We start from the raw sequence: 21,040 nt of genomic DNA on the forward strand, positions 1-21,040 counted from the left end.
GGCGCTGGTCTCCGGGCGAGGGCTCGTGGCACGGTGTCGGGATGGTGACTGCCAGAGGTGTGCTGGGAGCGTCGCATGCGGTGGTCGAGGCAGGAGTCTGGAAGTGGCCGCTCCATGGTCTGCGCCATCCGCCGCAGGGTGACACCACCGGCTGGCACCTCTGGACGGGGCAGCTGCAGCAGGACGCAGACTTCTTCCAGCCCTGGCACGTGGCTCATGCACTGGAGCGTTGTCCTGAGCTGGACCCGCTGCTCAAGCTCCCGGCCGGGTCGCGCTTCGTCTACGCTCCCGGTCACACCGACGTGCGGCAGGACGACTCGCTGCTGGACGTCTGAGCGTCGTCCGCACGCGGAGACGGCGATCGCTAGGAGTCGTCCAACAGACCCAGCGCCGTGGCGTGTCGGAGGACGTCGGCGTGGATGGGGTCCTCTCCCGCGTCGAGGTAGGCCGCCGCTCGTGGGGCCGGCAGGGTCAACACCTCGGCCACGGTCTCGCCGTCGGGGGATTGACCGGCGGACACGCGACTCGCACTGGCCCGACGGCGTAGGCCCAGTAGGCGAGCGGATGAGGAAGGTGTGGTCGATACGGGTGCTCCCGTTCGCTGGCGACTCGGTGTGCGGAGAATTGGATCACCGGTCCTTCCAGGACGGCACCCGCCTCTTCGAGCAGCTCTCGCCGCGCGAGCTCTCTGAGGGACTCGCCCGGCTCCCGGGTTCCACCCGGCAGGAAGCGCCATCCCTCGGCGCTCTGGCACACCACGACCTCGAGCTGCTCGGTCACGGCGATGACGTGCAAGCGCGCGACGAGGTCGTCGGGCGCTACTCCGCTGGAGTACGCAATCTTCGCGCCCGCATAGTCCACGTACGTCTCCTCGAAGAGTCGAGGAAAGCGGCCATGCCAGTCAGCTGACGTGGGGTCCACCCGATTCAGCATGTCAGTCCGCGTGCCCGTGTGCGGCGCACATCGCCTGCCCCGCGGTTGTCATGCCAACCGGACGCGCCTGTGGCCCCGCCATCACGTGGATGGCGGGGTGTGGGGCGGCGTCATCTTCGAGGCGACGGGATCCGGGGTGGGCCGGGGTCGGGTGGGTCGAGTGCGGGTGGGGCAAGTGCGGGTGGGTCGAGTGCGGGTGGGTCGAGTGCGGTGGTCCCGTCGCGGTCGCGGCGGTAGCGGTGGCCGTGCGGGCTGGTCCACTCGAACACTCCGGGCGCGGTCATCCGGTAGTGCCAGGCGGTGTGGGTCTTGAGCCGGTGGTGGAAGCGGCACAGGGCCGCGAGGTTGTCGGTGTGCGTCGGCCCGGGTTGGGGTCGGCCTTCTGCGTCGGCGTGATGGTCGTGCTCGGTGACGTGGTCGACGTCGCACCCGCGGGCGGGGCGACCGCACCACGGGAAAACACAGGTGCGGTCGCGGAGGGTGATGTGGTCGCGGATCCGGTCGGGGATCGCGTAGCCGGGCGCGGATTTCTCGGTGTTGAGGTCGATGACCGGCTTGACGGTGATCGTGGTGCGGGAGTCGCCGCACCAGCCCTTGAGCTGGTGGAGCAGGAGGAGGCGTTGGCCTTCCTCGAGCCGGCCGGTCGGTCCGAAGATCGTGGTGTCGCCGGACAGGGTGGCGTCGATGTGGGCGTGGAGCACGACTTCCCGCGCGACCGGCAGGGCTTGCCGGTCGTCCGAGCGGTTGGTGTGTCCGTGCTGGAAGAGGTCGAGCGCGGTTTGCGTCCGGGCCAGGTCGCCGAGGGCCTTGGCCCGACGCACATCCAACGACTCCACGGACCCGAGGGCCTTGAGGGTGGCGGCTCGGTGGGCGAGGGCCTGGTGGAGGTCGAGGCCGTCGGCGAGGTCGACCTCGGCCTCGAGCCGGACGGTGCCGGCGAAGTGGACGTCCTGGTCGTGGATCGTGACGTGGCGGGGGTCGACGTGGAGGTAACCGTCCTCGGGATCGGTGGCCGGGTCCGCGGTCGCGAGGTCGTAGCGCTTGATGGTCTCGGCGACGAGGCGGTCGAGCTGAGCGGGACCGATCCGACCCGTGACCGCGGCGACCTGGCTGTCGACGAACGCGGCTGCTTCCCGGGTGAGGGCCGGACTCGAGTGGATGGTGACTTCTGCAACCGCCCTCGCCCGCCAGGCGGGCACGCGTCCGGCATGCACCTGCGCCCACAACCTGGGGAGGCGGTGGCGGAGCTCGAGGGCGTGACCGATGAGCTTCTTCGCCGACACGCTGGTGGTGCCCAGGACGGTGCCGAGCTCGGCGATGCAGAACTCCGCGACCAGCGGAGTGCCGGGGCCGGCGATGGGCTCCTCGTGCTCACACCCCGCGACGGTGAAGGTGGCGGCGGTGTGGATCGACTCGGGCGGGTGGAGGTCGGCCCACTGGGCGGCGAGGTCGAGCTGCTCCGCCGCGGCAGCATCCTCAGCAGACCGAGCCGAACGGATCGAGGCGAGCAGTGCTGCAGGACCGAGGGCGTCTGCCCCGGCCTCGGCTCCCGCTTCCAGTGCCTCGATCATGCGTTCGATTGTAGGGAAGTGGTCCGACAGGGAACCAGGGTGGGAAGTACGAGGAGCAGTCAAGATCTGGGTGGGGTCATGAGGAGTCCCGACACGCCTCGCTGGGCTACCGCTGTTCGACCACCGAGGTGACCATGTGCTCGCCTGCTCGGACGAAACACGCGGGTGAGTCGGCTCACCGCCACGGGAGTGCGGCTCCACGCGCAGGGAACCGGCATACTCACGGGTGCGATGACGACCACCGAGCACGAGCCCCAGGCCGAGACCCCGACCCCGCTGAACGTCGCCGTGGTGACCCTCGGCTGCGCCCGCAACGAGGTGGACTCCGAGGAGCTGGCCGGTCGGCTGGAGGCCGGCGGCTTCGTCCTCGTCGACGACGCGGAGGACGCCGACACCGTGGTGGTCAACACCTGCGGCTTCGTCGAGGCGGCCAAGAAGGACTCCGTCGACACGCTGCTCGAGGCCGCGGACCTCAAGGTCGAGCACGGCGGGCGGGCCCAGGCGGTCGTCGCAGTGGGCTGCCTCGCGGAGCGCTACGGCAAGGACCTCGCCGATTCGCTGCCCGAGGCCGACGCGGTGCTGGGCTTCGACGACTACCCCGACATCGCGGCCAAGCTGCGTGCGATCGTCGGCGGCGAGGTGCACCACCCGCACACGCCCTCGGACCGCCGCCGGCTGCTGCCGATCACGCCGACCGAGCGCGACGCCTCCACCATCTCGGTGCCGGGTCACCAGGTCGAGGTCGCGGACGTGACCGACATCGGCGCCGGCGCGCCCGCGACGGGACCCCGCGCCGTACGCCGTCGCCTCGACGCCGGTCCGATGGCACCCCTCAAGCTGGCGAGCGGCTGCGACCGGCGCTGCTCCTTCTGCGCCATCCCGAGCTTCCGCGGATCCTTCGTCAGCCGGCGCCCGAGCGACGTGCTCCAGGAGGGGCAGTGGCTCGCCACGCAGGGTGTCAAGGAGCTCTTCCTGGTCAGCGAGAACTCCACGTCCTACGGCAAGGACCTCGGTGACCTGCGCCTGCTCGAGACCCTGCTGCCGGAGCTGTCGGGCATCGACGGCATCGAGCGCGTACGCGTCTCCTACCTCCAGCCCGCCGAGACCCGCCCGGGCCTGATCGAGGCCATCGCCGACACCCCGGGCGTCGTGCCCTACTTCGACCTGTCCTTCCAGCACGCCAGCGCCACGGTGCTGCGCCGGATGCGCCGGTTCGGTGACCCCGAGTCGTTCCTGGGCCTGCTCGAGCAGATCCGCGGCCTCGCACCGCTCGCGGGTGTGCGGTCCAACGTGATCGTCGGCTTCCCCGGCGAGACCGAGGACGACCTGCAGACGCTCTGCGACTTCCTCGCGGCCGCGCGCATGGACGTCACCGGGATCTTCGGCTACTCCGACGAGGACGGCACCGAGGCGGCCGCGTTCGGCGACGACCTCAAGCTCGACGACGACGAGATCCGCGCCCGCACCGAGCACGTCACCGCGCTGGTCGAGGAGCTCAACTCCCAGCGCGCCGAGGAGCGCGTGGGGGAGGAGGTCGTCGTGCTCGTCGAGCACGTCGACGCCGACACCGTCGAGGGCCGGGCCGCGCACCAGGGCCCCGAGGTCGACGGTACGACACTGCTCACCGGCGCCGAGGGTGCGAAGGTCGGCGACCTGCTGACGGCCACCGTCACCGGGACCGACGGCGTCGACCTGATCGCGCGAGCGGACGGAGCCACCCGATGACCACCGAGCAGGAGCAAGTCTCGAACCTCAACATCGCCAACGTCCTGACGGTGCTGCGCATCGCACTGGTGCCCGTCTTCGGCTGGGCGCTGCTGCAGGACGGCGGGGACTCACCGGGCTGGCGCTGGATCGCCTTCGGGATCTTCGCGGTCGCGATGATCACCGACAAGGTGGACGGTGACCTGGCCCGCAAGCACGGCCTGGTCACGGACTTCGGCAAGATCGCCGACCCGATCGCCGACAAGGCGATGACCGGCATGGCCCTGATCGGGCTGTCGATCGTCGGCGACATCTGGTGGTGGGTGACGGTCGTGGTGCTGCTCCGCGAGTGGAGCGTGACGCTGCTGCGGCTGTCGGTGCTGAAGTCCGTGGTCATCCCGGCCGCGCAGAGCGGCAAGATCAAAACGGTCCTCCAGGCCTTCGCCCTCGCCGGCCTGCTCTGGCCGTTGCCGCACGGTGACGCTCACGGCGGGGCCTTCGACTTCTGGCCCGGACCGCTGGGCGAGGTGCTCTTCTACCTGAGTCAGATCATGCTCGCCGGCGCGGTCGTGATGACGATGTGGTCGGGCTGGGAGTTCGTCCGCGAGGTGCGCAAGCAGCGGGGATCACACCACCACTGAAATCCGGGCCTCAGGTCTCGCCAAAGTCGCACGTGAACTTTTGGCAACACTCGCAGGAAAGAGTTGGACACAGGACTCCGTTTGGGGGTCCGCGTGGGTGAAGATGCGTCGGTCACGTCAACCCGAACCATCGGAGCACACATGCGCACACCCGCGCTCCCTTCGCCGCGACGCATCGCGGCTGGAGCCGGTCTGGCCCTCTTGGCGGCCGGACTCACCCCCATTGCAGCATCGCCCGCGAACGCGGACGTTGCGACGAAGATCGGCACGTTCCCCTACTCGCAGGACTGGTCGAACGCCGCGCTGATCACGGTCAACGACAACTGGTCTGGTGTCAGCGGCGTCCAGGGCTACCTCGGTCAGGACATCACCACGGCCACGGGTGTCGACCCGCAGACGCTGACCGGCGAGAGCGCTCTGGCGAACGACACAGATGTCGTCGCCAATGCCTCTGCGTCGGCCACGAACGGCGGTGTCGTCGAGGTCGAGGGCAACACCATCGCCATCCAGGGCAGCGCGACCGCTGACGCTCCCTATGTGGCGTTCCACCTGGATCTGACCGGCCAGACCAATGTGTCCTTCGCCTTCAACGCCAAGGACCTGGACGCCTCGGCTGACGACGCGGTCCAGCAGGTCGCAGTGCAGTACCGCGTGGGAGCGGCGGGTGCCTTCACCAACATCCCGGCTGGCTACATCGCCGACGCGACGACCGCCGGCAGCGCGACCCAGGTGACGGCGAGGGACATCGCCCTCCCGGCCGCGGTCGAGGACCAGGCGAGCGTCTTCGTCCGGGTGATGACGACCAACGCTGTCGGCAGCGACGAGCTCGTGGGGATCGATGACATCTCGATCACCGCGGAGGGCGGCACATCCGCCCTGGCCATGACGAACCCCGGTCCGCAGAGCAGCGTCGTGGGGACGCCGATCAGCACCTTGACCCTCACCGCCGGCGGCGGCACGGGCCCCTACACCTTCGGTGCGACGAACCTCCCCGCCGGGCTGTCCCTGAACACCGAGACCGGCGCGATCACGGGTACGCCGACGACGGCCGGCACGCCGACCGTCGAGGTCTCCGTGACGGACGCCGACGACGTGACCGACACCGAGTCCTTCGTGTGGACCGTCACCGACCCGGCTGCGATCACCCCGATCGCCACGATCCAGGGCGAGGGCGCGACCACCCCGCTCCTCGGTCAGGACGTCAGGACCCAGGGCGTCGTCACCGCGACCTTCCCGACGGGCGGCCTCAACGGCTTCTACATCCAGACCCCGGGCGCTGACACCCCCGACGCCTCGGACGCGATCTTCGTCTACGGCGGCACGAGCGGCTTCGCCACCTACCCCGAGGTCGGCGACGCCGTCGAGGTGACGGGTGAGGCGGCCGAGTTCTCCGGCCAGACCCAGATCATCGCCAACAACGCCGGCGTCACGTCGGCCGATCTGCTCGGCACCGTCACCCCGAAGACCGTTGTCCCCGGCACCGACTGCGCCCTGCCCGGCACCGACTGCCTCGAGGGTGCGGCGCTCAACACCGCCCGTGAGGTCACCGAGAGCGAGCTCTTCCAGCCGACCGCCCCGTGGACCGCGACTGACGTCTACGACGGCAGCCCCTTCTGGCAGGGCACGTCCTTCTCCTCCGCCTTCCGCGGTGAGATCGGCGTCGCGGCCAACAGCGACATGCCCCTGGTCACGCCGACCGAGGTCATCGACGCCCAGGCGTCGGCCCAGATCGCCGACCGTGTGAAGTACAACAACGCGCACCGCATCGTCATGGACGACGGCTCCAGCGTGACCTACTCCTCAGGCACGAACAGGGACCTGCCGTTCCCGTGGTTCACCGCGGACCACAGCGTCCGTGTGGGTGCGGAGATCAGCTTCCCCAAGCCGGTCGTCTTCACCGAGGGCTTCGGCACCTGGCGGATCCTGCCCCAGTCGCAGATCGTCGGTGACCCCACCGGCCAGATCGACGTCGAGCAGACCCGCGCGGAGAACCTCGCCCCCCAGGACGTCGGCGGCGACATCAAGCTGGCGACGTTCAACGTGCTGAACTACTTCCCGACGACCGGTGACGAGTTCGTCGCCCTGGGCGGGGGGCGCAGCTGCACCTTCTACAACGACCGCGCCGGCAACCCCATCACGGTCAACTCCTGCAACCCCGACGGTCCCCGTGGCGCGGCGAACACCGCCAACCTGGTCCGTCAGCAGGACAAGATCGTTGCGGCGATCAAGGGCTCGGGCGCGCACATCGTCTCCCTCGAGGAGCTCGAGAACTCGGCCAAGTTCGGCAAGAACCGCGACTTCGCCATCGGCAAGCTCGTCGACGCGCTCAACGTGGGCACGCCCGGCAAGTGGGCGTTCGTGCCCTCGCCGACGGGTGCGGACCTCCCGCCGCTGGCCGAGGAGGACGTGATCCGTACGGGCTTCATCTACCAGCCCGCCGTCGCGAAGACGGTCGGCACCTCGAAGATCCTGGTCGGCAACGCGGCCTTCGGCAACGCGCGTGAGCCGCTGGCCCAGGCCTTCAAGCGGGTCGGTACGCCCAACAACGAGGCGTTCGCGGTCATCGTGAACCACTTCAAGTCCAAGGGCTCCGGCGTCAACGACGGCACCGGGCAGGGCAACGCCAACCCCGACCGCGTGGCCCAGGCCGAGGCGCTGGTGACCTTCGCCGACGAGTTCAAGACCGCTCGCCAGATCTCGCGCGTCTTCCTCGCCGGTGACTTCAACGCCTACACGCACGAGGACCCGATCCAGGTCCTCAACGCGGCGGGCTACACCAACCTGGAGTCGACCAGCGACCCCGACGAGGAGAGCTACAACTTCGACGGGCAGGTCGGTTCGCTCGACCACGTCCTCGCCAACGCCGCGGCCCTGGTCGACGTCGCGGGCGTCGACATCTGGGACATCAACGCGAGCGAGTCGGTCTACTACGAGTACAGCCGGTTCAACTCCAACGTCACCAACCTCTACACCAGCACGCCGTTCAAGTCCTCCGACCACAACCCGGAGATCGTCGGCATCAACACCAGCGACGCGACCACGACGGACGTGCAGATCATCGGCAGCAACGACTACCACGGCCGCCTGGCCGCGGGCCCGCGTCTCGCGGCGTACGTCAAGGCTGCTCGTGGGGCCAACCCGAACACGGTCTTCGCGGCCGCGGGTGACCTCGTGGGTGCCACGACGTTCGAGTCGTTCATCCAGAAGGACAAGCCGACGATCGACGTGATGAACGAGGCCGGGCTGGACGTGTCGGCCGTGGGCAACCACGAGTTCGACGCCGGCTTCGACGACCTGGTCGACCGGATCATGGCGCCCTACGACGCGGACACCAACCCTGACGGTGGCGCGGAGTGGCAGTACCTCGGTGCCAACGTCAAGTTCAAGGCGGACGGTTCCGATGCCCTCGAGGGCACCTGGATCCGCGACTTCGGCGCGGTCGAGGTCGGCTTCGTGGGCGCGGTCACCGAGGACCTTCCCTCGCTGGTCGCCGCCGGCGGCATCGCCGACATCGAGGTCACCGACATCGTGGACGCCACCAACGAGGCGGCCACCGAGCTCAAGGCAGAGGGTGCCGACGTCGTCGTGCTCCTCGTCCACGAGGGCGCGGGCGGCACGTCGTTCGCGTCGGCCACCACGCCGGGCACCGCGTTCGGTGACATCGTCAACGGTGTCAGCCCGGACGTCGACGCGATCATCTCCGGTCACACCCACCTGGCCTACAACCACTCGGTCCCGGTCCCCGCATGGGTGACCGAGGGTCGCGCGGTGACCGAGCGCCCCGTCGTCTCGGCCGGCCAGTACGGCGAGAACCTCAACAACCTGGTCTTCACCGTCGACAACGCCACCGGCGACGTCCAGGCGAAGACGCAGACCCTCGTCCCCTTCGGCAGCTTCCCTGCCACCGGTGACGCGGCGACGCAGGCCATCGTCAACGACGCCAACGCCAAGGCGGCGGTGCTCGGTGCGCAGCCGCTCGGCAAGATCGAGGCCGGCTTCTCGCGGGCCAAGTTCGTCGGCGGCGCGGAGAACCGCGGTGGCGAGTCCACGCTGGGCAACCTCGTCGCCGAGGTCCAGCGCTGGTCGACCGACACCGAGATCGCCTTCATGAACCCCGGCGGCCTCCGCCAGGACATGCTGGGCACCGGCACGGACTACCCGCGCACGGTGACGTACAAGAACGCCGCCGACGTGCAGCCGTTCGCCAACACGATCGTGACCATGGGCCTCAAGGGCTCCTCGATCAAGAAGCTGCTCGAGCAGCAGTGGCAGCGACTGCCCAACGGCACCGTTCCCTCGCGCCCGTTCCTGAAGCTGGGCGTCTCGGACGGGTTCGAGTACACCTACGACCCGACCAAGGCCGAGGGCAGCCGCATCACCGGCATGTGGCTCGACGGTGAGGCGATCGACGCCGACACCACCTACCAGGTGGCTGCCAACGCGTTCCTCGCCTCGGGCACCGGAGACAACTTCTACGCGTTCTCCGAGGCCATCGGCAAGCGTGACTCCGGCAAGGTCGACCTGGCCGCGATGGTGGACTACCTGGACACCTTCGCGACCGACGCCGACCCGCTGGGCGTCGACTACTCGCAGCGCGCAGTCGGTGTCACCGGCGTGGCCGACGAGTACGCCGTCGGCGACACGGTGACGGTGGACCTGTCCTCCCTCGCCATGACCGGCACGGGTGACCTGCAGGACGCGGAGGTCGTCGCCACGTTCGACGGCCAGCCCGTCGACGAGTTCGCGGTGGACAACACTGCCAACCCGGCCGGTGACGCGAACAGCAACGACGAGGCCGGCAAGACCACGGTGACGTTCACCGTCCCCGAGGTCGATGGCGGCGCGACGTACGACCTGGTCGTCACCGGCGCCACCACCGGCACCAGCACCACGGTCCCGATCGCCATCGAGGCCGAGGAGCTGATCGCCACCACGGTGACCGGCACCGACATCACGATCGAGGAGGGGCAGCCCGGCTCCGTGCCGGTCCAGGTCACTCCGAGCACGGCGACCGGTGAGGTCGTCCTCGGCCTCGGCCAGATGACCCTGGAGGCCACGCTCGTCGCGGGCGAGGCGACCATTGCGCTGGCGGCTGACGCGCTGCCGGTGGGAGTGCACGAGCTCCCGCTCAACTATGTGGGTGACGACCAGCACGCGGCGTCGTCGGGCACCGTCGTGGTCACCGTGAAGCCCAAGCCGACGCCGACGCCGACCCCGACGCCGACGCCGACGCCGACCCCGACGCCGACGCCGACCCCGACGCCGACGCCCACTCCGACCCCGGAGAAGCTCGAGTCCGAGCTCAAGGCGTTCAACGTCACGGGCGTGGTCGGAGAAAGGGTCCGGTTCAAGGTCAAGGTCAAGGTCGACCAGCCGGCGTCCCAGCGTGCCTCGGCAGCTGTCGTGCCGGTCACCGGCAAGCTCAAGGTCAAGGTCAAGGGCAAGGCGAAGATCTACCGCTTCAAGGTCCGCAACGGCAAGGCGATCGTGAAGCTGCCCGCCTTCAAGCGGCCCGGCACCAGGAAGGTCGTCGTGCGCTACATCGGCAACGACCGCATCAAGCGCGACAAGCTGGTGGTGAGGCTGAACATCCTGCGTCGTTGATCTGACGACACGACGGCCCGGCCATCCCGCAAGGGGTGGCCGGGCCGTCCGGCGTTCCGGCTCGGATGTACGCCCAGAGGGGGATTCGGGCGCGGACAGCGCGGGTTAGGGTGAGCCGACTCACACGCTCTCTCGCGAAAGGCCACTTCGTGTCAGCATCACGATCCGGGCGCAAGGTCGCCCTTGCCGCCACCCTCACAGGGCTGGTCGCCGCGCCGCTCGCCGTCATCACGGCGAGTCCCGCGCAGGCCGCTCCCGTCGACATCCAGATCCTCGCGACGAACGACTTCCACGGTCGTCTGCTCGCCAACGGCTCCGAGGCAGGCGCCGCGCAGTTCGCCGGCGCGGTCGCCCAGCTCGAGTCTACCAACCCCCACACGATCTTCGCCGCAGCCGGCGACCTCATCGGCGCCTCCACCTTCGAGTCCTTCATCCAGCAGGACAAGCCCACGCTCGACGCCCTCAACGCGGCCGGCCTCGACGTCTCGGCGGCCGGCAACCATGAGTTCGACCAGGGCTACGGCGACCTCGTCAACCGCGTGATGGCGCCCTTCGACGCCGCCACCAACCCGTACGGCGGCGCGCTGTGGCAGTACATCGCGGCCAACGTGCGCAAGAAGTCCGACAGCTCCTACGCGCTGCCCGACATCACCGCGCGCACCCCCGACGCCAACGACGCCTCCGACGGCGGCACCTGGACGACCACCGTGGGTGGCGTCGAGGTCGGCTTCATCGGTGGTGTCACCGAGGAGCTCTCCTCGCTGGTCAGCCCGACCGGCATCGCCGACGTGAAGATCTCGAGCATCATCGCCGAGACCAACGCCGCGGCCGACCGGCTCAAGGCCGACGGCGCCGACATGGTCGTGCTCCTCGTCCACGAGGGCGCACCGTCGACGGCGCTGGCAGACGCCAGCACCAACGACAACCCGTTCAGCCGGATCGTCAACGGCGTCGACAGCGACGTCAGCGCGATCATCTCCGGCCACACGCACCTGGCCTACAACCACCTCATCAACGGCCGTCCGGTCGTCTCGTCGGGCCAGTACGGCACGAACCTCAACCAGCTGGTCTTCACCGTCGACCCCGTGACCGACGAGGTCACCGTCAAGACCAACGCGATCGTCGCTGCGTCGTCGCTCCCGCTGACCGCACAGGCGGCCATCGACAAGAAGGCCGAGGTCACGTCGATCGTCGACGCGGCCGTCGCCCGGGCGGACGTGCTCGGTGCGGTCGAGCTCGGCAAGCTCGCCGGCCCGTTCGGCCGGGCGCGCCTGGCCAACGGCACCACGGAGAACCGTGGTGGTGAGTCCACCCTCGGCAACCTCGTGGCGGAGGTGCAGCGCTGGGCGACCGGCACGCCCGAGGCCGGTGCGGCACAGATCGCCTTCATGAACCCCGGCGGTCTGCGCCAGGACATGGTGGGCAACAACGCGGGCGGCTACCCCGCCACGCTGACCTACAAGCAGGCCGCGGTCGTCCAGCCGTTCGCCAACACCCTCATCAACATGAAGATGACGGGCGCGCAGATCAAGACGGTCCTCGAGCAGCAGTGGCAGCGCGACGACAAGGGCGCCGTCCCGAGCCGCCCGTTCCTTCGTCTGGGCACCTCGCAGGGCTTCCTCTCCACCTATGACGCGAGCCGCCCCGAGGGCGACCGGATCACCAGCATGTCGCTCAACGGCAAGGCCATCGAGCCCGCGACGTCGTACTCCGTGACGGTGAACTCCTTCCTCGCCGGTGGTGGTGACAACTTCCGCGAGTTCGCCAAGGGCACCGCCCGCCGCGACACCGGCAAGGTGGACCTGCAGGCGATGGTCGACTACATGGCCACGTTCGCCGCCAAGGCCCCGCTCGCGGTCAAGAGCGACCAGCGCCAGGTGGGTGCCACGTGGCCGGCCGACAAGCCGCGGTTCTACCGCATCGGCCAGGACGTCGAGCTCAAGCTCTCCTCGCTCGCGATGACGGCCGTCTTCGACGCCAAGGACGCGTTCCTCAACGTCAAGGTGGGCGACCGAAGGCTCAACCCGACGCCGGTCGACAACACCGTCGACGCCACGCCGTTCGACGAGAGCGGGCGAAGCGCGGTGGACGTCAAGCTCAAGGGCAAGACCCGCACGGGCAAGCAGATGCTGACCTTCACGGGCCCGACGACCGGCACGACGTTCTCGCTGCCGATCGACGTGCGCAAGGCCAAGGGCGTGCTCAAGGCTCGCACGAAGCCCGGTCGCATCGTCCGCGGCGAGACCCGCACCCGGGTCAAGATCAAGGCCTCGGCGTTCGGCATCTCCAAGGTGACGGGCAAGGTCAAGGTGAAGGCCGGCGGCAGGACCTACACGGTCAAGCTCAAGAAGGGCAAGGCGTTCCTGCGCCTGGACCGCTTCGCGAAGACCGGCAAGAAGCGGATCGTGGTGTCCTACCTGGGCAACCGCAAGATCCGCGGTGACAAGCAGGTCATCACCGTGCGGGTGCGTCGCAGCTGACGTCCCTCGCCTGGAGCAGTGACCGGGGCCCGGTCGTCGTACGCGACGGCCGGGCCCCGGTGCGTCACCTCACCTGAGCGAGAGCGCCGCCTGCACCAGCGCGAGGTGGCTGAAGGCCTGGGGGAAGTTGCCGGCCATCCGGTCGTGCGCGACGTCGTACTCCTCCGACAGCAGGCCGACGTCGTTGGCCAGGCCGCACAGGCGCCCCATCAGCTCCTCGGCCTCCGCACGACGACCCGCGGCCGCGAGCGCCGAGACCAGCCAGAAGGAGCAGGCGAGGAATGGGTGCTCGTCACCGCTCAGGCCGTCGACGCCCGAGACGGTGCGGTAGCGCAGGAGCAGGCCGTCACGCATGAGGTCCTCGACGACCGCGTCGATCGTGCCGAGCACGCGCGGGTCGTCGGGCGGCAGGAAGCCCACCAGGGGGAGGGTGAGCAGCGAGGCGTCGACCTCGGCAGTGTCGTAGTGCTGGGTGAAGGTGCCGCGCTCCTCGTCGTACCCCTTCTCGAGCACCTCTTCGCGGACCCGGTCGCGCAGCTCTCGCCAGCGCTCCACCGGGCCCTCCAGTCCGTGCTCCTCCACGCCCCGGATCGCGCGGTCGAAGGCGACCCAGACCATGACGCGGGAGTGGGTGAAGTGGCGCTGCGGGCCGCGGATCTCCCACAGTCCGTTGTCGGGAGCGCCCCAGTGCTCGGCCAGGTCGTCGACCAGCGCCCGCTGCAGGGCCCAGGAGTTCGTGCTCTCGTGGAGGCCCGCCTGTCGTGCGAGCTCGAGGGCGATCATCACCTCGCCGAGCACGTCGTTCTGCCGCTGGCAGACCGCACCGTTCCCGATGCGCACCGGCAGGCTGTCGGCGTAGCCCGGGAGGTGGGGGAGCTCCATCTCGGGCAGCTGGCGACCGCCGTCGACGGTGTACATGATCTGGAGGTCCGCCGGGTCCCCGGCGACCGCGCGGAGCAGCCAGCCGCGCCACGCGAGCGCCTCGGTGTCGTAGCCCGCCCCGAGCAGCGACTCGAGCGTGAGCGCGGCGTCGCGCAGCCAGCAGAAGCGGTAGTCCCAGTTGCGCTCGCCCCCGAAGTCCTCCGGGAGCGAGGTCGTCGGCGCCGCGACGATGCCGCCGGTCTCGGCGTGGGTCATCAGCAGCAGCGTCAGCAGGCTGCGGCGCACCATGTCGGCGTGCGGCACCTCGTCCGGGCACCGCTGCGACCAGGCGCGCTGGCGGGCCGCGGTGGCCGCGATCGGTCCGTCGAAGCCCACCGGCTCAGGGATGTCGCGCCATGAGCGCACCCAGGTCGTGGAGAACGTCGCCTCCTCACCTGCCGACAGCTCGAACTCGTCGGAGTGGTGACCGTGGTGGCCGTGCGGGAGGCGCGGTCCTCGCAGGATGAACTTGTCTGGGCCGGCGACGGCGATGACGACGTCCTCTCCGTGCGCCTCCTCGTGCCGCACCCACGGCCGGACCTTCCCGTAGTCGGTGCGCACGACCCAGTCGTGACGCACCCGCACGGTGCCGCGGGTGCAGGTGAGACGGCGTACGACGTCCGCGCGCCCGTCGCCGGTCGGCATCACGTCGAGCAGCACCAGCTCGCCGTCGGCGGTCGTGAAGGTGGTCTCCAGCAGTGCCGTGCCGTCGACGTAGCGGCGGCGCGTCGCCACGACCGGCTCGGCCGGCGCGAGCAGCCAGCGTCCGTGCTCCTCGGTGCCCAGCAGCGCGGCGAAGCAGGCGGGGGAGTCGAAGCGGGGCAGGCACAGCCAGTCGATGGAGCCGTCCTTGCCGACCAGGGCCGCGGTGCCGCGATCGCCGATGAGTGCATAGTCCTCGATGGGGAGTGCCATGCGGCTAGTGTCGCTGACATGTGGGAGCCGTCGATCGCCGTGCGCGTGCTGGACTCGCTCGCCCGACGTGGCGAGACCGTCGCGACGGCCGAGTCGTTGACCGGCGGGCTGCTCGCGGCGCTGCTCACCGACGTGCCCGGCGCCTCGCGGAGCTTCGTCGGTGGCGTGGTCTCCTACGCCACCCGCATCAAGATCTCGGCCCTGGACGTGCCGGCCGACCTGGTCGAGCAGCACGGGGTCGTCTCGCAGGAGTGCGCGGAGGCGATGGCGTGCGGCGTACGCGCACGGCTGGACGCCACGTGGGGCCTCGCCACGACCGGCGTCGCCGGCCCCGACGAGCAGGAGGGGCAGTCCGTCGGCACGGTGTGGGTGGCGCTCGCCGGCCCCGGCCTGGTGGCCGCCCACCGGCTCGAGCTGCGCGGGGACCGGCTGATGATCCGGCAGGCGACGTGCGAGGCCGTGCTGGCCCTGCTGGTGGACCACCTGCGGGAAGAAGGAGCCCTCGGGTAGCGTTGAGCCTCACGACCTGCCTCGACCAGAGTAAGGACTCGCGCATGGTGCTCTTCCGACGTCTGCTCGGTGACGTGCTGCGCGGTGCGCGGATGCATCGCGGGATGACCCTGCGCGAGCTCTCCGCCGAGGCCCGGGTCAGCCTGGGCTACATCTCCGAGATCGAGCGCGGCCAGAAGGAAGCCTCCTCCGAGCTGCTCGCCTCGCTGTGCCAGGCGATGGACCTGCCGCTGTCCGACGTGCTGCGTGACGTCGCCGACGCGGTGGCCGTCGAGGAGGCCGCGCTGGAGATCGTCACGACGCCCATCACTGCCGTACGCCGCTCCGGCGACGTGGTCGCCTCCGCCGCCTGACGCTGCCGAGCTCGACGGGTCAGAAGCCAGCCGGCTGGCAGCTGGGGCACCAGTACGCCGCGCGCTCACGGCCGGGCTCGCCGAGCATCTCCACGCGGATCGGGGTCTCGCAGCGTCGGCATGGCGAGGTGTCGCGGCGGTAGACCCACATCCGCTCCCGCGGGCGCAGGTCGCCCGTGGTGGTCTGGATCGCGCGCTCCTTGTTGACCTCGAGCATCTGCTTGGCGCGTCGCACCAGGCGGGGCAGGTCGCCCACGAGGTGCAGCGGCGTCGCCGGGTGGATGCCGCTGGTGAAGCACAGCTCGGCCATGTACATGTTGCCGACGCCGGCGAGGTTGCGCTGGTCGAGCAGGGCCTGGCCGACCGGGCGGGCGGGCTCGGCGCGCAGGTTGCGCAGCGCGAGGTCCTCGTCCCAGTCCGGGCCGAGGAGGTCCGGGCCGAGGTGGGCGACCAGCGCGGCCTCGTCGTGGCGGGGCACGATCTCGACGATCCCGAGGGAGAACCCGACGGCCTTGCGGGACTCGATGCCGAGCACCACGCGGACCTGCTCGGCGGGACGGCGCCACTTCTCGCCCTCGGGGTAGACGTGCCACGAGCCCTCCATCTTGAGGTGCGTGTGGAGCGTCCAGGCGCGGTCCGCGTCGATGCGGGTGAGCAGGTGCTTGCCGCGCGCGAGGGTGCGGATCACGGTGCCGCCGGTGAGGTCCCATGTGGCGTAGCCCGGCACCCGGAAGTCCGAGATCGTCAGCCGGTGGCCGGTGAGGGCGCGGTCGAGCTTGGCGGCAGCGCGCCAGACGGTGTCACCCTCAGGCACGCAGTCTCAACCCCTTCGGTGTTGCGATGAACCCGGCCGCTGACAGTGCCACACGGATCGGCGTCTCGCCACCGTTTCCGATCAGCGCCTGCCCGTCGACCTTCTCGACGGTGAGCTTTCCGAGGGCTCCGCGGCGAGCGGCGTCGGCCAGCGCGGCCATCGCAGGGGTGAGCACCTCGGGGTCGTCGCTCCACGTCAGCAGGGTGCGTCCGCCGCGCTCGACGTAGACCGCGAGGGCGCCGTCGACGGTGACGACGAGGGCTCCTGCCTTGCGCCCGGGCCGGTGGCCGGCGCGATCCGGATCGAGGGGCTCGGGCCAGGGGAGCGCGGCGCCGAAGACGTTGGCTGGGTCGGTCGCGGCGAGCGCGACCACCGCGGGCTTGGCGCCGCCCGTGGCGCTGGCGGGCTCGGCGAAGGTGCGCAGCCGGTCGATCGCCCCGGCGCTGCCGAACTGGGCGGCACCGAGGCCCTCGATGAAGTAGCCGCGGCGGCAGCGTCCGGTGTCCTCGAAGGCGCTGAGGACCTTGTAGACGCCGGCGAACCCGCCGGCGACGCGCTCGCTGACGACCGCGCCGCGGGTGACGACGCCGTGGCGCTCGAGGAGGTGCTCGGCACGGGCCTTGGCGCGGCGCGTGGGGTCGGTGTCCCGCTCCGGCAGCAACGCCCAGCGTCCGGCGGTCTCGGGTGGTCCGGTGCGCGCAGGCATCCGACCGCCCGTGGTGCGCCCCAGCCGGGGCGGCGTACGCCGGGTGCGGTGCGAGGGCGTGCCGGTGCGGACCAGGGCCCGCAGCGGGGTGAGGGTGTCGTTGGTGACCAGCCCACGCCAGACCAGGTCCCACAGGGCGGTGGAGAGCTCGGCGTCGCTGGTGGACCCGACGCGGTCGGCGAGCTGGCGGAAGAACCACGCGCCGCCACCGTCGAGCAGGTCGAGCACCGCGCGCTGCACGCCGGTGGGCTCGTCGCCCTCGACCTCGGGGAGGGTGAGGTGGGCCTGGTCGGCGAGGTGGAGGCTGACCCAGCCGTCGCTGCCGGGCAGGGGCGCGTGCCCGGTCCAGATGACCTCACCGGCGGCGGTGAGCTCGTCGAGCATGGAGGGCTCGTAGTCGCGGACCCGCGCGGCGAGCACCAGCGGCTCGAGCGCGCTGGCCGGCACCGGGCAGCCGGCGAGCTGGTCGATGGCCGCGACGACCCCGTCCACGCCCCGCAAGGACCCTCCGACGCGTTGCCACGCGGGCAGGAAGCGGGCGACCGCGTCGTGGGCGACCGGCTCGATCTCCTGGCGCAGCCGGGCCAGGGAGCGTCGGCGCAGCTTGCGCAGCACCTCGGCGTCACACCACTCGGTGCCGGAGCCGGAGGGTCGGAACTCGCCGTCGAGGACCCGACCGCGGTGGGCCAGGCGCTGGAGGGTCTGGCGGGCGACGGCCTCACCGAGGCCGAGCCGGGTGGCGACCTCGGACGTGGTGAAGGGCCCGTGGCTGCGGGCGTAGCGCGACACGAGGTCGCCGAGCGGGTCCTCGGGCAGCTGGAGGAAGGCGTCGGGGGTGCCGACGGGGACCGGCACGCCGAGCCCGTCGCGCAGCCGCCCGATGTCCTCGATGGCGGTCCAACGGTCGTCCCCGGCCATCCGGACCTGCACGACACGGCGTACGTCGGCGAGGGAGGCCATCCAGCCCTCGACGTCGGCTCCCTCGACCGAGCGGGCGCGGATCTCCTCGGTGGACAGCGGGCCGACGAGGCGCAGCAGGTCGGCGACGGCCTCGGCGTCGCGGGCGCGGCGCTCGTCGGCCAGCCACTGCAGCTCGGACTCCACCTCGGCGAGCACCTCGGGGTCCAGCAGCTCGCGCAGCTCGGCACGTCCGAGGAGCTCGGCGAGCAGGCCCTGGTCGAGCGACAGCGCGGCGGCGCGGCGCTCGGCGATGGGGGAGTCGCCCTCGTAGACGAACTGGGCGACGTAGCCGAAGAGCAGGCTGCGGGCGAAGGGGCTCGGCGAGGTGGTGGCGACGTCGACGACGGAGACTTCGCGGCGCTGGACGCGACCCAGGAGGGTGACCAGCGCGGGGAGGTCGTAGACGTCCTGGAGGCACTCGCGCACCGCCTCGAGGACGATCGGGAAGGCGGGGTACTTCGAGGCGACCTCGAGGAGCTGGGCGCTGCGCTGGCGCTGCTGCCACAGCGGGCTGCGACGACCGGGGTCGCGGCGCGGCAGCAGGAGCGCGCGGGCGGCGCACTCGCGGAAGCGGCTGGCGAAGAGCGCGGACCCGCCGACCTCCTGGGTGACGAGCTGCTCGATCTCCTCGGGCTCGAAGACGATCACCTCCCCGGTGGGCGGCTCGGCGTCGGTGTCGGGGATGCGGATCACGATTCCGTCGTCGGAGGCCACCGCCTGCCCGTCGACGTCGTAGCGCTCGCGCAGGCGCGCGTTGATCGCCAGCGCCCACGGGGCGTGGACGGGGGTGCCGTAGGGGGAGTGGACGACCAGGCGCCAGTCGCCGAGCTCGTCGCGGAAGCGCTCGACGAGGACCTGGGTGTCGTGGGGGACGACCTGGGTGGCCTCGCGCTGCTCGCCGAGGTAGGTGACGAGGTTGGTGGCGGCGTTGAGGTCGAGACCGCGCTCGCGCACGCTGGCGATCGCCTTCGCCGCTGGCATGGCGGCGAGCTCGCGGGTGAAGGCGCCGACGGCGGCACCGAGCTCGGCGGGACGGCCGAGGGCGTCGCCCTTCCAGAACGGGAGGCGGCCGGGGATGCCGGGGGCGGGGGTGACGAGCACGCGGTCGTGGGTGATGTCCTCGATGCGCCAGCTGGTCGCACCGAGGGCGAAGATGTCGCCGACGCGCGACTCGTAGACCATCTCCTCGTCGAGCTCGCCGACGCGGCTGGCCTTCTCACCGACGAGGAAGACGCCGAAGAGGCCGCGGTCGGGGATGGTGCCGCCGCTGGTGACCGCGAGGCGCTGGGCGCCGGGACGGCCGCTGAGGGTGCCGGTGACACGGTCCCAGACGATGCGGGGGCGCAGCTCCGCGAACTCGTCGCTGGGGTAGCGGCCGCTGAGCAGGTCGAGGGTGGCGTCGAAGGCGGAGCGGGGGAGCTGGGAGTAGGACGCGGCGCGGGTCATGAGGGCGTACATCTCGTCGACGTCCCACTCGTCCATCGCCAGCATCGCCACGACCTGCTGGGCGAGCACGTCGAGGGGGTTGGTGGGCACGGAGAGCTTCTCGATGGCTCCGCTGCGCATCCGCTCGACCGACACGGCCGTCTGGGCGAGGTCGCCGCGGTGCTTGGGGAAGAGGACGCCGCGGCTGACCTCGCCGACCTGGTGACCCGCGCGGCCGACGCGCTGGAGCGCGCTCGCGACGCTCGGTGGCGACTCGATCTGGACGACCAGGTCGACCGAGCCCATGTCGATGCCGAGCTCGAGGCTGCTGGTGGCGACCACGCAGGGCAGGCGCCCGCGCTTGAGGTCGTCCTCGATGACCGCGCGCTGCTCCTTGGAGACCGAGCCGTGATGGGCCTTGGCGATGATCGTGCCGGCGCCGCTGCTCTGGCCGGACTGGGCCATCACCTCAGCCGGCGGCCCCGTCGGCCCGCCCTCCGCTCCGTCGCCGGCGTCGCGCTCCTCGGCGCGCTCGGTGGCGATCTCGTTGAGCCGGGCGGTGAGGCGCTCGGCGAGGCGCCGGGAGTTGGCGAAGACGATGGTCGAGCGGTGCTGCTCGACGAGGTCGACGACGTGCTCCTCGACGTGGGGCCAGATGCTGGTGGCGCGACCGGGGTCCTCGGACTCCTCGTCGTAGTCGCCGGGCATCGTCATGTCCTCGACCGGCACCACGACGCGGAGGTCCCACTCCTTGGTGCTGGGCGGGGAGACGATCTCGACCGGCTGGGTGCCGCCGAGGAAGCGCGCGACCTCGTCGAGCGGGCGCACGGTGGCGCTGAGACCGATGCGCTGGGCGGGCTTGTCGAGCAGGCCGTCGAGGCGCTCGAGGCTGATGCCGAGGTGGGCGCCGCGCTTGGTGCCGGCCACGGCGTGGACCTCGTCGATGATGATCGTGTCGACCCCGCGCAGCGTCTCGCGCGCCTGGCTGGTCAGCATCAGGAAGAGCGACTCGGGCGTCGTGATGAGGATGTCGGGCGGCGTGGTGCCGAGCCTGCGGCGGTCGGCGGGGCTGGTGTCACCGGAGCGAAGCCCGACCGTGACCTCGGGGACGGCGGTCTCGAGCCGCTCGGCGGTGTTGCGGATGCCGGTGAGGGGCGCGCGGAGGTTGCGCTCGACGTCGACGCCGAGCGCCTTGAGGGGGGAGATGTAGAGCACGCGGGTGCGTCGGGACTTGTCGTCGGGACGATCGGTGCTGAGCAGCCGGTCGATGGCGTGGAGGAAGGCGCTCAGCGTCTTGCCGCTGCCGGTGGGCGCGACGACGAGCGCGTGGTGTCCCTCGGCGATGCTCGACCAGGCGCCCTCCTGCGCGGGTGTGGGCCCGGCGAACGACGCCTCGAACCAGGCACGCGTGGGCGCACTGAAGCGATCGAGGGCGGTCATGCGTTGCAGTCTGACACTGGGGTACGACACCCGCCCCGCCCCGAAGGCTGGACCAGTGGGGGC

Annotated in this window: 13 protein-coding genes; 7 read left to right on the forward strand and 6 right to left on the reverse strand. The window is 70.9% G+C overall.

What is annotated here, in order from left to right; genetic code table 11:
* Positions 1-80 precede the first annotated feature (80 nt).
* Positions 81-335 (forward strand): immunity protein Imm33 domain-containing protein, encoded by a 255-nt coding sequence (locus K4G59_RS13830; RefSeq protein WP_231251648.1) that lies wholly within the window; start codon positions 81-83, stop codon positions 333-335.
* A gap of 29 nt (positions 336-364) precedes the next feature.
* Here the strand turns inward: K4G59_RS13830 and K4G59_RS13835 are convergent, their stop codons facing one another.
* The 3 genes from K4G59_RS13835 to K4G59_RS13845 all read right to left on the reverse strand — a co-directional run bounded on the left by K4G59_RS13835 (position 365) and on the right by K4G59_RS13845 (position 2,504).
* Positions 365-520, reverse strand: coding sequence for a hypothetical protein (locus tag K4G59_RS13835; protein WP_231251649.1), 156 nt, complete (start codon positions 518-520; stop codon positions 365-367).
* Positions 472-933 (reverse strand): NUDIX domain-containing protein, encoded by a 462-nt coding sequence (locus K4G59_RS20675; protein ID WP_372461817.1) that lies wholly within the window; start codon positions 931-933, stop codon positions 472-474. The genes K4G59_RS13835 and K4G59_RS20675 overlap by 49 nt, the downstream gene beginning before the upstream one ends.
* Positions 934-1,043: 110 nt before the next feature.
* A complete protein-coding gene (locus K4G59_RS13845; RefSeq protein ID WP_231251651.1) occupies positions 1,044-2,504 on the reverse strand; it encodes an HNH endonuclease signature motif containing protein in 1,461 nt (486 codons plus the stop codon).
* Between the two features lie 276 nt (positions 2,505-2,780).
* Between K4G59_RS13845 and rimO the strand changes: the two genes are divergently transcribed.
* The 4 genes from rimO to K4G59_RS13865 all read left to right on the forward strand — a co-directional run bounded on the left by rimO (position 2,781) and on the right by K4G59_RS13865 (position 12,933).
* A complete protein-coding gene (gene rimO, locus K4G59_RS13850; protein ID WP_231251679.1) occupies positions 2,781-4,229 on the forward strand; it encodes a 30S ribosomal protein S12 methylthiotransferase RimO in 1,449 nt (482 codons plus the stop codon).
* Positions 4,226-4,849, forward strand: coding sequence for a CDP-diacylglycerol--glycerol-3-phosphate 3-phosphatidyltransferase (gene pgsA, locus K4G59_RS13855; protein ID WP_231251652.1), 624 nt, complete (start codon positions 4,226-4,228; stop codon positions 4,847-4,849). The genes rimO and pgsA overlap by 4 nt, the downstream gene beginning before the upstream one ends.
* A gap of 141 nt (positions 4,850-4,990) precedes the next feature.
* Positions 4,991-10,453: an ExeM/NucH family extracellular endonuclease gene (locus K4G59_RS13860; RefSeq protein ID WP_231251653.1), complete on the forward strand. Its 5,463-nt coding sequence runs from the start codon at positions 4,991-4,993 to the stop codon at positions 10,451-10,453.
* 149 nt (positions 10,454-10,602) lie between these two features.
* Positions 10,603-12,933 (forward strand): bifunctional metallophosphatase/5'-nucleotidase, encoded by a 2,331-nt coding sequence (locus K4G59_RS13865; protein WP_231251654.1) that lies wholly within the window; start codon positions 10,603-10,605, stop codon positions 12,931-12,933.
* 69 nt (positions 12,934-13,002) lie between these two features.
* On the opposite strand, the gene K4G59_RS13870 is transcribed toward K4G59_RS13865, so the two are convergent.
* Entirely contained in the window at positions 13,003-14,769 is a 1,767-nt protein-coding gene (locus K4G59_RS13870; RefSeq protein ID WP_231251655.1) for a glycoside hydrolase family 15 protein, read from the reverse strand.
* 18 nt (positions 14,770-14,787) lie between these two features.
* Here K4G59_RS13870 and K4G59_RS13875 point away from each other — a divergent pair, with 18 nt between their 5' ends.
* Positions 14,788-15,279 carry a CinA family protein gene (locus K4G59_RS13875; protein ID WP_231251656.1) on the forward strand — a complete coding sequence of 164 codons (492 nt, stop codon included), beginning with the start codon at positions 14,788-14,790 and terminating at the stop codon, positions 15,277-15,279.
* A gap of 44 nt (positions 15,280-15,323) precedes the next feature.
* Positions 15,324-15,632 carry a helix-turn-helix domain-containing protein gene (locus K4G59_RS13880; RefSeq protein ID WP_231251657.1) on the forward strand — a complete coding sequence of 103 codons (309 nt, stop codon included), beginning with the start codon at positions 15,324-15,326 and terminating at the stop codon, positions 15,630-15,632.
* 19 nt (positions 15,633-15,651) lie between these two features.
* On the opposite strand, the gene K4G59_RS13885 is transcribed toward K4G59_RS13880, so the two are convergent.
* Complete coding sequence (locus K4G59_RS13885; RefSeq protein ID WP_231251658.1) at positions 15,652-16,446, reverse strand: DNA-formamidopyrimidine glycosylase family protein; 795 nt, start codon at positions 16,444-16,446, stop codon at positions 15,652-15,654.
* Positions 16,439-20,977, reverse strand: coding sequence for an ATP-dependent helicase (locus K4G59_RS13890; protein WP_231251659.1), 4,539 nt, complete (start codon positions 20,975-20,977; stop codon positions 16,439-16,441). Before K4G59_RS13890 ends, K4G59_RS13885 begins: the two co-directional genes overlap by 8 nt.
* Between the last annotated feature and the right edge of the window lie 63 nt (positions 20,978-21,040).

Source organism: Nocardioides furvisabuli (genome assembly GCF_021083185.1).
GTDB lineage: Bacteria > Actinomycetota > Actinomycetes > Propionibacteriales > Nocardioidaceae > Nocardioides > Nocardioides furvisabuli.